General features: G+C 51.5%; 11 protein-coding genes, 1 tRNA gene, 1 other RNA gene and 1 pseudogene. 1 reads left to right on the forward strand and 13 read right to left on the reverse strand.

Annotation, left to right across the window (positions count from 1 at the left end; genetic code table 11):
• Positions 1-198: 198 nt before the first annotated feature.
• The 5 genes from H9X86_RS06725 to ffs form a co-directional block, all read right to left on the reverse strand.
• The gene (locus tag H9X86_RS06725) at positions 199-741 is read right to left on the reverse strand and encodes a hypothetical protein (RefSeq protein WP_204900791.1); all 543 of its coding nucleotides are present in this window, start codon (positions 739-741) and stop codon (positions 199-201) included.
• Between the two features lie 6 nt (positions 742-747).
• Positions 748-2,454, reverse strand: a complete 1,707-nt coding sequence (locus H9X86_RS06730) for a M3 family oligoendopeptidase (protein ID WP_207752616.1) — start codon at positions 2,452-2,454, stop codon at positions 748-750.
• Positions 2,455-2,521: 67 nt separating this feature from the next.
• The gene (locus H9X86_RS06735; protein ID WP_204900792.1) at positions 2,522-2,863 is read right to left on the reverse strand and encodes a YbaB/EbfC family nucleoid-associated protein; all 342 of its coding nucleotides are present in this window, start codon (positions 2,861-2,863) and stop codon (positions 2,522-2,524) included.
• A gap of 32 nt (positions 2,864-2,895) precedes the next feature.
• The gene (gene dnaX / locus H9X86_RS06740) at positions 2,896-4,650 is read right to left on the reverse strand and encodes a DNA polymerase III subunit gamma/tau (RefSeq protein ID WP_204900793.1); all 1,755 of its coding nucleotides are present in this window, start codon (positions 4,648-4,650) and stop codon (positions 2,896-2,898) included.
• A 48-nt stretch (positions 4,651-4,698) separates the two neighbouring features.
• Positions 4,699-4,963, reverse strand: an RNA gene (gene ffs / locus H9X86_RS06745) — signal recognition particle sRNA large type.
• 431 nt (positions 4,964-5,394) lie between these two features.
• Between ffs and H9X86_RS06750 the strand changes: the two genes are divergently transcribed.
• Positions 5,395-5,470, forward strand: a tRNA-Ala gene (locus H9X86_RS06750).
• 394 nt (positions 5,471-5,864) lie between these two features.
• Here H9X86_RS06750 and H9X86_RS06755 read toward each other — a convergent pair.
• From H9X86_RS06755 to mobP3, 8 genes and pseudogenes are all read right to left on the reverse strand, one after another.
• Entirely contained in the window at positions 5,865-6,899 is a 1,035-nt protein-coding gene (locus H9X86_RS06755; RefSeq protein WP_204900794.1) for a hypothetical protein, read from the reverse strand.
• Between the two features lie 97 nt (positions 6,900-6,996).
• On the reverse strand, positions 6,997-7,455 hold the full coding sequence (locus H9X86_RS06760; protein WP_204900795.1) for a hypothetical protein: 459 nt from the start codon (positions 7,453-7,455) through the stop codon (positions 6,997-6,999).
• 155 nt (positions 7,456-7,610) lie between these two features.
• The gene (locus tag H9X86_RS06765; protein WP_204900796.1) at positions 7,611-8,537 is read right to left on the reverse strand and encodes an AbiH family protein; all 927 of its coding nucleotides are present in this window, start codon (positions 8,535-8,537) and stop codon (positions 7,611-7,613) included.
• A 293-nt stretch (positions 8,538-8,830) separates the two neighbouring features.
• Positions 8,831-10,270: a tyrosine-type recombinase/integrase gene (locus H9X86_RS06770; protein ID WP_204900797.1), complete on the reverse strand. Its 1,440-nt coding sequence runs from the start codon at positions 10,268-10,270 to the stop codon at positions 8,831-8,833.
• 4 nt (positions 10,271-10,274) lie between these two features.
• Positions 10,275-11,432 (reverse strand): annotated as a pseudogene (locus H9X86_RS06775) (tyrosine-type recombinase/integrase).
• A gap of 58 nt (positions 11,433-11,490) precedes the next feature.
• A complete protein-coding gene (locus H9X86_RS06780; protein ID WP_204900798.1) occupies positions 11,491-11,694 on the reverse strand; it encodes a hypothetical protein in 204 nt (67 codons plus the stop codon).
• Positions 11,691-12,005, reverse strand: a complete 315-nt coding sequence (locus tag H9X86_RS06785) for a hypothetical protein (protein WP_204900799.1) — start codon at positions 12,003-12,005, stop codon at positions 11,691-11,693. The genes H9X86_RS06780 and H9X86_RS06785 overlap by 4 nt, the downstream gene beginning before the upstream one ends.
• Before the next feature lie 131 nt (positions 12,006-12,136).
• The coding region (gene mobP3, locus H9X86_RS06790; protein ID WP_204900800.1) for a MobP3 family relaxase at positions 12,137-13,974 on the reverse strand (1,838 nt) is incomplete at its 5' end.

Here is a 13,974-nt window from a genome sequence, read left to right on the forward strand (position 1 = left end):
CCACCAGACCTCGCTCTCTTTCGAGATCTGGTCTTGCAATTTCATCTGCTTCGTCTTTCAATTTTCCCGCCCGAGTGTCCACCCCAAGCGGTCAAATGTATTTTCAGCAGATTTTGCAAAGACTATTGTAGTATGTTTTCCCCCGATTGTCAACGAGAACATCCTGTTATATCTCACAAATTTTTACGCTTTATCACGTTACACAGACCACTTCCACCGAATTTCTGCTCGTCTCATCAGGGTAGAACCGACAAAAACCACAACTTGAAGGGCTAAAAACGCCAAATTGCAAGATAACCCTCCATCTTGAAGTCCATGGAGGACCATATAGCAAATCTGTCCACAGAGTGTGCACATTGACAAAATCATCGCCAGGATCGTGCGCTTGGGAAGCTGTCTCACCGTGGCATCATAGACATATTCCCGCAGGGGATTGCCCCAATACCCCATGCGGCACACTGCCCATATCACCGACACCACACTTAGAACAGTAAACATATAGGGTAGAATCACGTACCAGGTGTTGACCATAGCAGGTACAGGAATCATTCCTCCCGCCAACGCAGCCACACCCATCAGGGCCGACAGAGCATATCGTGCTCTCTTGCTCCGACGGTAGTCCACTTCCCCGCCGCAGAAGGTGTAGTATCGGCCGGTGTAAACCATCTCCCCCCCTGCCCCAGGGGCAAACTGAGACGCCTTGGCGGCGCGGTTCCAGCGCTTACGCTTCTTTTCTGCCATGGCGCTTCAGGAGATCCCACTCATGTCAAAGTGCTCCAGCCAGTTCTTGGCGGAAGCGCACACCCGCTGCAGGCAGCTCTCCTCAAAGGGGCTTTCCAGCCCGGCACGCTCCAGCAAGGTGGTAAACACCTGGCTGCCCCCCTGGCGGGTGTAGGCCATGTAGTGCTCCCATGCCTCTCCCAGGTCTTCCTGGATCTTATCCCAGAATTGCAGAGCCACCGTCTGAGCGAGACAATAGTCAATATAATAGAAGGGGCTGGAATAGATGTGGTGCTGCCGCTGCCAGCCCTCACCTTCACTGTAAAACGGAATCTCACCGTCCAGCTTCATCCAGGGCATATACACCCCCAGCAGCTCTTTCCACTTCTCATGGCGCTGTGCGGGAGTCATCTCAGGGTGGGCATACACCTCGTGCTGGAAATGATCCACCATGGTGCCATAGGGAATGAAGGTCAATGCACTGGACAGGTGGCTGTAATGGAACTTGCGGGTATCCTCCCCGAAGAAGCCATGGGCCCAGGGCCAGGCAAAGAACTCCATGGACATGGAGTGCACCTCACAGGCCTCCATGCTGGGCCAGATATACTCTGCGGGGATGCGATCCCGGTTGAGCCAGGCATCAAAGGCGTGGCCGGCCTCGTGGGTCACCACCTCCACGTCACCCTGTGTGCCGTTGAAGTTGGCGAAGATGAAGGGCACCTTATAGTCCAGAATGCTGGTGCAGTAGCCGCCGCCAGCCTTGCCCTCCGTGGACAGCACATCCAACAGCTCTCCATCCAGCATGGTGCGGAAAAATTCACTGGTCTCCGGAGACAGCTCATCGTAGAACTTGCGACCGTGATTCAGAATATCCTGGGCGGTGCCGCAGGGTCTGGGGTTGCCGGAGCGGAACTCCAGAGCATTGTCGGCAAAGCTCATGGGGTATTCCTTACCCAGGCGCTTGGCCTGCTCTTTGTAGATGCTGTCCGCCACAGGCACCAGATACTTCACCACGGCCTGTCGGAACTTCTCCACATCCTCCTTGGTGTAGCAGTTGCGGCCCATGCGGTAGTAGCCCAGGGTAGTATACCCCTCATAACCCAGCTTCTTCCCCATCTCGTCCCGCAGGTGTACCAGCTGGTCATACAGGCTGTCCAAAGCCTCCTGGTTGTCCTTGTACCACTGTCCCTCCGCCTTCCAGGCGTTGAGACGGCGGGTGTCATCGGCATCACTCTTAAAAGGAGTCATCTGAGACAGGGTGTATACCCCGCCCTCGAAGGGGATCTGGGCGGAGGCCAGCAGCTTTTCATACTCCTGGGTCAGATCATTCTCCTTCTGCATCAGCTCAATGATATCGGGAGAGAAGGTCTTCAGGGCAATTTCCGCATTGACAAACATCAAATCCCCAAACTCCTGGGAAAAATCTGCTCGGAAGGGAGAATTGAGCATGGCCTGGTTCCATGCCTGCTGATACTCCTGCAGCTCAGGGCCAGCCACATTCCAGAACTTCACTTCCCCATCATAGTAGCTGTCCCGGGTATCAATGGAGTGGCGGATGTTGGCAAGGGTTCCCATAGTTTCGGTGTGCCGGCTCACACGGTCTGCCTCCAAAAATGTCTCCCGAGCCTGAGCATAACTCTCGGCGCTCTTCAAACGCTCCACCAAATTTGCCATCTCAGCCTTCAACTTTTCCAGATCAGGGCGCTGATATTCCATTTGAGAGAACTTCACCATAATTGGTTCCTCCTTATCATGTGTTCAGGGCTGCTCTCTGTGCGAAAGCAGCCCTTGTTTGTTCCAATCAGAACGGCAAACCCAGTCCCCCGGTGAGGCGGGACATCTGGCTGGCAGCGTCGTCAGTGGCCTTGCGCATGGCCTCGTTCACTGCCGCCACAATGAGATCTTGCAGCATCTCCACATCGTCGGGATCCACCGCCTCAGGGTCGATAGTCACAGAGTTCAGTTCCTTTTTGCCGGAAACCACAGCCGTCACAACGCCGCCGGCACTGGCCTCATAGGTCTTGCTCTCCAGCTCTTCCTGAGCCTTCATCATGTCCTGCTGCATCTTCTGGGCCTGACGGATCATGTTATTCATGTTGCCGCCCATGCCACCCATACCACGGGTATTGAATCCTTTTGCCATTGATGTTACCTCCTATTGATCGTCCATAGTGACTATTCTTCCGTTACATTGCTGTGTCCAGCTGCCAGAAAAGCCTCCAGCGCATCCATCTCTGGCTGGGCTGTTCCCGAAGGAGATGCAGGTGCAGCTGTCTCCACAGGGGGCGTTCCCACCTGAATGTGCACCGCAACCCTATGTCCCAGGTGCCCAGCTACGACCTGGGACACAGCACCGGAGATGTCCGGCTTGGACACCAAATCCGCCACAAACTGATTGGTAGCCCACACCGTTACCGCCGTGCCGTCAAAGCACCCGGTGAGCATGCCTGGCATGGAAAAGAACATGTAATCACCTGTGGAAAGCACCCCTTTGAGCTGACCGCATATCACATTCCATCCCGGCCACCCCGACTGTCCCGGTACAGGTGTGGGGGCTGCCATAGCCGCCAGCTGAGGCGCCGTAGGAATCTCCGGCTCATCGCATTTTTTCGTTTCACAGTTTCCACTCTGTAAAGGTCCTTCACTTGCCTTTTCCTCCCAAGGGGGGGCTTCTGACAACGGCGGGGCAGGTTGCGCAGCAACAGGCTTCACAAGTTCTTTCTGAGCAGGAGTTGAGGCGCTCTTCTGTGAAGCGTTACCGCTTGTCACTTGTTGCACTGCAACGCCTGACGATACTTGCTGCTCCAGTTTTGACACACGAGCCGTCAAGGCGTTAACATTGCCATCCAGGGAGGGGTCACACAGCTTCAGCAGACATAGCTCCATGTCAGTGCGCCGATTGGCGGAGTGAACCAACCCGCCAGCGGTTATCTGCACTAAGGAGAGCATCTGCACCAGTCTGGGCACGTCAAAGAGCTGCCCCAGCCGCTCCAGGGTGGCAGTGTCGTATCCCCCCGTGAGAAGGCCCACGCCACCCTTTGGTGCGCTCTTACTCACCAACAGATCCCGCAGCAAGGCAGACAGTTCTCCGGCCAGGGCAGACATCTCCTTACCCCCGGTATACAGCTTGTTCAGCCGCTCCAGTGCTCCTGCCAAGTTGCCCGCTGCGATTTCCTCCAGCATCCCCGCAGTTTGCAGATTGCCAGCCAGGCCCAGTACCTGGAACACTCGCTCTTGATCTACGCTCCCCCCTGCTCCCACGCACTGGTCCAGCAGGGACAGGGCATCTCGCATTCCGCCATCTGCCAACCGGGCAATAAGGGCGGCCCCTTCCGGAGTCAGCTGAATCCCTTCCTGCTCTGCTACATAGCTCAGGCGGCCAGCAATCTCCCCGGCCTGGATGCGCTTGAAGGCAAACTGCTGGCACCGGCTTTTGATGGTAGCGGGCACTTTGTGCAGCTCAGTGGTGGCCAGGATGAACATCAGGTGCTCCGGCGGCTCCTCCAAAATCTGAAGGAGAGCATTGAATGCCTGGGGCGAGAGCATATGCACCTCGTCGATGATGTACACCCGCTTGGTTACAGTCGCAGGGGTATAGGCAGCCTCCTCCAGCATGGCACGCACATCGTCCACCCGGTTGTTGGAGGCCGCATCCAACTCCACCACATCCAGAATGGAGCCGTTTTCAATGCCGGTACAGGCCGGACATTGGTTGCAAGGGTTGCCGTCCCGAGGAGATTTGCAGTTCACCGCCCGAGCCAGGATCTTGGCACAGGTTGTCTTGCCCGTTCCCCTGGTGCCTGTAAACAGGTAGGCGTGGGTCAGCCGCCCCGCCTGTACCTGCCGCTTGAGCGTCTCAGTAATGTGCCCCTGCCCCACCACATCGTCGAAGCAGCGAGGCCGCCACTTGCGGTATAACGCCTGGTACATACTCCACACCTCCCGGATAAAAGAAAACAACTTGTGTGTAGAATAAGACCGCGCACCGGCCTTTGAAGTACAAAATATACTCGTTACCCACACAGCCAGCTCAAGACCGGCGTCCCCGCGGCACACGCAGCAATCCGCTTAGTGCTGCTCGGTTCCCCGCCTGACACGGTTCACGGGACCACGTTGCGCAGGACCAATCCATCATCACCACTTATATGGGGCAGTCAGTACATTTTGTCTCCGGGGGCCGGGATTCATCCCTGCTATAGCGGGTTGCAGATACAGGGCACCGCTAACTCCCCGACTAGCGCGGCCTTACTCCACACACAAGCATGTTAAAAGCCATTGGGTATTCTATCACATTCCCATCATCTTTTCAACTGATATTTCAAGTTTTCGCCCAACTGCTTTTCGGAGTTTTCTCCATTTCCCCCTTTACAAACCTTAATTTTCTGCTATAATGTTCGAGTACGGGCTCGTAGCTCAGCTGGGAGCGCAAAGGGTTCGGTTTTCTGCCACATCTATAATTTCATATTGCTTTATTCTTCTGTTCCCCTTTTGGAACTGTTGATTTGGGCCCGTAGCTCAGTCTGGGAGAGCGTACGGTTCGCATCCATATGGATGCACATCCTACGGCTACGGTTCCTTTCCAATTACCAGTCCGGTTTCCCGGATATCCCCTCAAAATCGAATATCTCCAAATTCTGTTTTTCATCACTTTTTTGATGAAAAAACTGCTAATTTGGGCTCGTAGCTCAGCTGGGAGAGCGCTGCGTTCGCATCGCAGAGGTCGAGGGTTCGATCCCCTTCGAGTCCACCAATTTCAGGAAAATCACCGCCAATTCGGCGGTGATTTTTCGTTTGACCACAGAAATACCACAGACAGATTTCTGCTTTGACCACTTGAAGGGCCCCCCCTTTCGGGAGTGCCCTTCTTTTTGTTTACAACGGCCCAGGATTTGAGGAGCATTCTTCGGAATCTGGGCACTTGCAAAATTAATGGTTCTGCCTACAAAAACATATCTCCTCATGAGAATTGATGACTCTCACCACCCGGAGATAGGAGTAAGGGTGTTCAGGCAATTCCCGAGGAAATGCGCCTGGATGGTACACATGCACAGAATGGAAAAGCAGTTTTCTGCCCACTCTTCAAGAGAATCTGGTGATCTTCTGCAAAATGGCCAAATTACCGCCCGAAGAATCCGCACCGTGTTTCAATTCGATAGAGCTCCCTTTTTCTTGAATGTATGGTATTCAATTACAATTTTTGCATCATATGCAAAAATACTATTTTTCTTGAAGGGATAAGCGTCACCAATCACAATCTTCTCTACCGCACCATTTTTTCTAATCCATCCTGTAGTCAGATCAGGAATCGGTTTTTTATAAATCTCTGTGAAACCAAGCTCCTGCAATTTATTGCAAGCAAGAACGTAATTCATATTCCTCAAACTTCGCTCCGAAAAAGGAACCGTAATTTCTCTCTTATCATGATAGCTAATAACAATTTCAGCATCATAAGGAATTCTGGCACCTTCTTGAAAGGATGAAGAACCGCCAATTGCCACCTTCAACACTTGTCCAACATCATATTCTGACCCTACGTATATATCCTTTATCGGAACAGTCTTGATGTTGGAAAAGGCGTCATGAGTAAGTGCTGAAACCACAAAAGAAACATTTTTACCTATCAGTTTTTCACAATCATAGTGCAGCTCAATTTTCTTCCTTCTAAACAGGAACGCTTTTGCTCTCTTTTTACGCAAAGCGTTTTTCTCCTTGCGGGCCTTTTCCCTTTCTTGGTAAACTCGTTCTGCTTCTGCCCGACGTTCTGCTTCTGCCTGACGCGCCCTCTGTCTTTTCTCAGAATGCATCTGGACCCCAATATCAACAACTACGCCAAGTAGTTCTGCCAATGCGCTTGATAAGCCTATGGATCTTGAATCATCCCTATGTTGTTCGTAATCTTCCTGCGACTCATATACATCATCTCCCGCAATACTATTACAGTGTCCACACTCCGTGCAAACCCAAAAATTAGAGATATCCGAGAAACCGGGCTGTCGATTTAAGATTGCGCCACAATCGTCGCAGTACCAAGCGATCCCCTCGTAGAAATCGCCCTCATAAATATCATCATCCATAAGATGCTTACCACAGCAAGCACATGTCCAGGTACCGCAGGAATGATCAAATCCATATTGGTCGTTTAATGTTGCACCGCAATTGGGACAAAAATATTCATCCATCGTTTTCTCTCCCGTTGTAATTGTTTCTATTATATTTGTGGTAAGATAGGTGGAATTGCTCCGAGAGCTTCTTTCAACTCATTCACAGCTTTCGCTTTCATCCGCTGGGCCATTCCCAGACCAAGCCCTCGCCCACGAAATGCCCACAGGCGGCCATCTGGGTAAGTACAATGAGGTCGAATCGCCCGGCAACCTGCCCGTTGACCGCAACAGTGATGCCATCGGGGGAAGGCATTTCTGTAGCCCAGCTCAGTGATGTACAGCTTTTCTCTATTTTGTTCAGAAGGACTAGCTGCCAACGGGTAGCGTACTTGAATGGTAGAACTTTTTCCTGTAATATCAAGTATACCGTCTCTTTCCATATCCGGCAAGTAGCAAGCTTTCCGTTTAGAGAAATATCCGGCCATAACATGGGCCCATCTGATGAAGATTGCTGAAAAAGAGAGCTGCCCACAGGAAACATCTGACGCAAGTGAATAGATTTCGTCCTCTGTTCAATCAGAGAAAGGGAGGGCTGGGCTTGTTTCAAGCACAGTCCTTCCGTTTTCTTTTCCATATCAGCTTTGTCTTTGGAACTCCGTATGTATCTCATCGTAGTACCGCTGCACCGTGGACCGGTCCATCTGCAATTCCCTGGCAATCGATGAAGTTATGTGGGGTTTAGGGTTGATTTTAGCTAAGAGCCTGCCACCGCTTGTTTAACACATCTAATTATCCATGAAACAAATCAACTTCTCCCTTGAATCCGCAAGAATATAATATGTCTGCGAATTTGTTAAATTGATCCTTGGAATAATCGTGTATATACCAAGTAATTAGTTTAGTGTCAAGGCTCTTGAAAATTTCCACAAGATAGCACTGATCTACCTCGGAAAAAGAGAACCCCCATGAATAAATATTTTTGATATCAAATGATTTCAGCTTATTAAACACATCAGTATTCCGGATGATTTTTTCAGTTGGCTTTCTTAGCGCCTCATGTATATTGTCTATTCCTTCCATACCAAAACCATATTTACATCCATCTTGTTCATTCCTGTTCCCATGCCCAAATATAATTTCCTCACCTTGTACTCCGTGAATGTGGCAGATTTGGCTGTCAGGAATTAAATAAATTTTTTCCAACGTCCTAGTGTAATTGAATGTTAGAAAAAAGCTACTAGCTTTGATTTCATCCGTGAAAAAACCGGTATTCAACTCTGCTCCAGGGTATTCAATGGTGTTTATCCATTCTGAAAAAAACCTAGAAAACGCCCTGGAGTTGATGAACAATGTTTGCGTGAAATCCTCTCTCACATAGGCCGTTTTCAACAAATCTATGTCTCCATCACGATCTTCTATATCTTCTAACTGATCAAAGAAACATTCCCATTGTATTACACCCAAAGTTGATTCAAAGTCTGCCCAATTCCCTCCTGCGGTCTCGTCAATGCAGAATACCAAAAAGCGGGCTAAATCTTCATCGCAGATACATTCTTCTCCATCCGGCATCATCTGAGGTTCTGATACATAAAAAGAAGATATATCCTCCGCCTCCTCAAATTGTGACACAAGCCAATGTTTAAATTGGTCATATCCGGCATTCATTTTATGACCTAAATCAAAGCCGTTTCCAATTACAAATAGATTTTCTATCACCTTTATCACCTCTAAATTTCAACCAAGTATATATAACAACTCAATTATAAGATAGACTACACAAAAATCTCAATCAACAATTACACAAGCATCAAGAATCTATTAAAGATCTATAAACCATGCACTACCTTTCCATCACATCCACACCTCACCACTATTCGTTTAACAATGTCAACCGAATCTCATCGTAGTACCGTTGCACCGGGGACCGGTCTATCTGCAGTTCTCTGGCAATCATGGTCTTTCTGGTCACCCCGGGGTGCTCCCGTAGATAGGAGGCAACGACTTTCTTCTTAGGGCTTACCCCGTAAGGATACTCCATTTGTCCCGGATCGAAGTGCGGCAATCTCTGCCTTCATCTTCAGAATCAACCCCTTCAATTTCTCCTCGCACTCCTCCTTGGTCTTGGCATAGACATTTCGGGAGTGCTTTTTGCCGTCTGGCCACACAGGGGAATACCGCCCCTCCCAGAGGTGTTCCTTTAATTGGCTGACACATCCGGTTCCCGGCCTACGGCGGGATGGCTGAACCGGCGTGAACACCTGCTTCTTGTGTTCCCTCTCCTCTTGTTCCGGCACCAGAGACATTTCTGCTTTTGCAATCCCCTGGTCAATATTTAGCGCTGCTTTCCTCCGCATTTCATCGGTGATATGGGTATAGGTGTTTAGCGTAGTGGCTGAGGAGACATGCCCGATGATAGTCGACAGTGTCTTTACATCCATCCCGTTCTCCAGAGACATTGTGGCGAAGGTATGCCGCAAGTCATGAAACCTCACTTTCTTGCACCCTGCTCGCTCCAAGATTGCTTGTAGGCGCTTTCGGACATAGCCAGGATCAATGGGCTGCTCTGGCTTGGTACGGGATGGAAACATCAATTCAGAGAAGACTCCTTTTTTGTACTCTGCCAGCAGACCTACCATTGCGGGCGGCAGGATGATGGTGCGATTGGCCGCCTTGGTCTTGGGTTCACTAATCATAAGTTTGCCGCCCACGGGATAGACCTGCTTGTCAATACGCAATTTTCCTGTGGCAAAGTCCAGGTCATCCCATCGAAGAGCCAGCAGTTCTCCTCGGCGCATTCCAGTGGTCAGCTCCAGCAGGAAGAGCTCGTACATCCCCTCCGCCTTGGCTTGGATGAGAAATCGTTGAATCTCCTCCTGGGTGAGAATCTTCATCTCTTTCCCCTTTAGGGGTGGGAGTTTGCAGCCCACCGCTGGATTGGAGTGGATCAACTTGTCCTCTACTGCTTTGTCCAGAGCCATCTGACAGACTGCGTGGCAACTGCGTACCGAGCGGTCTGCCATACCGGTCCCGTGGCGCTCCGCATTAGCTTTGCGTCCACTCTCTTTCATTCGCCGGAAGAACTGCTGGAGATCCGCTTGGGTCAGTTGGTTGAGAGAGATCCCCCCTACCCCTGGGATCAGGTGGCGATAAATCCAGCTCTCGTAATTGAGTTGGGTACTCTGGCGGAGCCTCGGCTTCGAGTAATTCTGATACCAGTAATCCAGCCATTCCCCAACAAGCATATCGGGACGAATCTGGATAGGCCGCACCACACCACACTCATTTTTCAATTTCTCCAGCTTTTCTACGCACTCTTTTTTAGTTTTGGCCAGTACATTCTTCGTTTTGGGATTGCCCGCCTCGTCGTAGCCTATCACCACTCGACCTTCCCAGCGGCCGTCCTTTCTCAGGCGGACGGTGCCCTCCCCTTTCTTCCTTCTGGCTGCCATGTTATCACCTCACCATCATAGTTTCCATGAACCCTCCCACAATCTCGCTGGCCCTCTTCTGCATATCTCCTGTTACATGGGTATAGGTGTCCAGTGTGAAGGATGCCTGCGTATGTCCCAAGATACCAGAGAGGGTCTTGGCATCCACGCCGCTGGCCAGGGCATGGGTGGCAAAGGTATGGCGAAGATCATGAAAGCGGATGCTGGGCAGTCCTGCCTTTTTCAACAGTACCTTCAGATGTTTGTAGGCGGCATTAGGATTCGCTGGTTTCTCGGGCTGGAGAGGATTTGGGAAGATTCATTGGGAATAGGATCTCTTCTTTCGTTGGGCCAGCAACTGTGACGTACTGGGTGGCAGCGTTATGGTTCGCTTCCCCATTCCTGTCTTGGTCTCCCCAGTGACCAAATCACCTCCTTTCTGGATGTGGAGCGTCCTGCGGACGGAAAGGGTTCCATGCATCTCGTCGAAGTCACTCCACATGAGGCCGCAGATTTCACCCCGGCGCAGGCCGGTGGTTAGCTCTGTGTAGAAGAAGTCATGCCAGATTCGATCCTCTTGAATCACTTCCATGAATCGCTCCAGCTGAGCATCATTCAAAATCTGCTTGGCTGCCACTTTCTTTTTGGGGAGGGCAATGCCCTCAGTGGGATTGCGGGCAATCAAATTTTCTCGTACCGCTGCATCCATGGCCTCGTGAAATATGCCATGGATGCGGCGGATGGTGCTGCCGGACAGTTTACGTCCATGCTCCGGATGATACTCCTGCCGTCCATTCCGTTGCAATTCTCGGTACAACTTTTGGACATCCTCCCTGGTGATCTTGCCCACCGGCCTATTTCCCAGATAAGGTTTGATATTGCGGTTGATGTACCCTCGGTAACCCTCCAACGTAGTAGGACGCACCGACGGGGCAGCGTATTCCTCCAGCCAGCGATCCAGCCACTGGCTCAGGGGCATTTTGCTTTCCTCGCTGAGATTTACACCTTGATATTCCTCTATGCTCTGATGGAGCTTTTTCAGCAGTTCTTTCTGCGTTTTGGCAGACACATAGCGAAAGATGGGGCTACCGTCATTCTTGTGACCGATCACGATGCGCCCCTCCCAGCGGCCATCCTCCCGCTTGCGCACCATACCGTCCCCAGATGGTCGTCTTTTTGCCATTTTACTCACCTCCTAAGTTTTATCTTTGATTTTCGGTACACGGTACAGTTTGTGTGGCCTACCTCACAGAAGGGAACTTGTAAGGCTCGGCTACACGCTGATAGAGTACGGCACCGCAGCGGCGGCAGATCAAGTACTGCAGTCGATTACCCAGCATGCCATGTTTCTTGAAGGTAATCAGCGCTTCTCCGTGCTGCCAGCCAACTCCGATATCCTGACACCCACAATACTGACACCGCTGAACCGGCAGTTGATTTGTCATCTTGTTTCATCCTCCTTTCTCATTCGGCAACAGTTGCGTTCCGTCTCCTCTTGTTCGAAGGGATACAGGCCATCCGTCTCCAGTTCTTTTGCGATTCCCCAGGCCAGTTTGAACCCTGCGGCGAAGCTGGCCTGGGAGATTTCTTCTCGCAACAGGGCTTGTCCATCTACCAAGTCCATGAGCCTGCGCCGTTGCACCTTATTTAGGCAGTCCCGCACTTCCTGGCGGGCAGTTTCAATCTCGTCCTCCAGTTCCGTGACATCCGGCTTTTGGAAGAACTGCTGGTGTAAGGCTTTCATGTAGTCATTCATGGCACGTCGCCTCCTATCAGCGACACACAATACCACAGAGCAAGGACAATAGCTATCCCAATCCCACCAAATTATCAGTTTGTTATCATCTGTCCGAGCTTTTTTGTTTTCAGTGGCACAGATCTTAAAGGTCACATACTCATACTCATGCCCCAGCTCTGCTGCTCCTCCTCGTGGTCGTCCGGCTTATGGCCCAAGGCAATCTTCTTCGCCCGGAGTTTCTGAAGCCGTTTCCGGTCAATGTGTGGCCCACCGGATGCTGGAGGAGCCGGAGTGTTGTCCCGGAAGATGTTTCCCATGTGGTGGAGGAGTCGGGTGGTGGAGAGCATCAGCTGGGGCGAGTTTGTCCACCCCTGCTCCATGCGCTCCACAAAAAAGTCAGCATAGATATGCCCCTGTTCTGCTGCTGCTCGTAACCACTGATAGGCAGTCTTCTCATTTTGCTCTACCCCATCTCCCATGAGATGCAGCTTGCCCAGCAGGTACTGCGCCCAGGGATTGTCCTTTTGTGCCGCCTGATGGAGATAGTCTGCCGCCTTTTCTGCATTCTGGAACACATATCTGCCGCTGAGATACTCCTTACCCAGGGCATAGGCGGCGTAGTTGTTGCCGTTTTGAGCAGCTGCTTTCAACCATCGGATGCCTTGGTCAGGATCATGCACCAGGGCATCATCAGAGAGAAGCAGCTTCCCCAGGGTGTATTGAGCCGCCGGCACATTCTGTGTTGCTGCTTGTTCCATCCAGTACTGGGCTTTCTCCGTGTCTGGAATTACCAGGCCACCGTCCCGGTATAGTAGCCCCATCAGATATTGGGCATGGGCATCACCTGCTTGGGCCAACCGTTTCATTTGCACCGCTGCAGCTACACGCTCTTCCCGTGTCTCCTCCTCATTTTCGATGATGCTTCGCAACACATAGCTGTCCCAGGGGAGTTCCTGATCTGCTACCCAACCACCTCGATCCTCCATGCCACGATCCTCAAAGGAGATTCGGTTAAGCCGGATGCACTCAGCCTCCTTGATGACGGCATTTTTAATGGCACGGAACTCCTTCTGCTGAGACAGAGGTGGGCGCTGTTGCTCCTGTCCGGAGTAGAATTGATTTACCTGACATTGGAGTTCCCACCATGTTTGATAGCACCGATGAACCACAGGCAGGCGCTCCGTTTGATTGACGATCTCATCCACCAGCTTTTTCAGAGGCTTGGGCAGGTAGCCGTAGGACTTCTTGCCCTTTACGCTGCCCAGCTGCTGGGCCAGCTGCCCCATGAGCTGCTCCATGTCCGGATGTTCGCAGATGCCCTGTGCCATTTGACGGGACATCTCCAGCATCACCTTCCGGGCCTCCTGTACCAGTTCATCTCTGCTGGCAGACTTCTGCTCGTAGAGGTGGTACATCTCCTGCTTGAAGATTTGATTGGTGAGGATGGATTTGATTTGTTTGATTCCGCCCTTGGATAGATACGCCTGTCCCGGTTTCACAGACCAAGCCATCATATGCACGTGAGGATGTTCCCCCTCATCATGGAAGGCGGCGTACCATCTAAAATCCTGGGGTGGAATTTTCATAGCGGTTGCAATCTCATTTCGATGGGTACGCAACAGGGATCGCCACGCCTGGGCATTGTCGTAGCCCAGGCGTGTTGCGTCCTCCCGACGCAGAGAGATGATGTGTGTCCATACGTTTCCGGTGTAGTGTTCCAATTCAGCCATAGCCTTGTCCAGATCCACACCTTCCTCGTCCCCGAACAGTCCGTGATCCCCTAGACGCTGGGCACGAGGACGAGTGGCGATATATTTGGCGTAGCCGTCCATGGAGCTGACCTTGGACCAGTTCTCTTCCAGAGCCAGGGTGATGAGCGCTGAGGCGTTGGCCTTGGTGGGATGCTGGGTGTAGTCTCCGTACTCCAGCAGCTCTTTCACTCCAGGGAAGTCTTTGGACAGTTTTGTGATCAGCTGCTCCTGCTTGC

Source organism: Pseudoflavonifractor capillosus (genome assembly GCF_016902575.1).
Classification (GTDB): domain Bacteria; phylum Bacillota; class Clostridia; order Oscillospirales; family Oscillospiraceae; genus Enterenecus; species Enterenecus capillosus_A.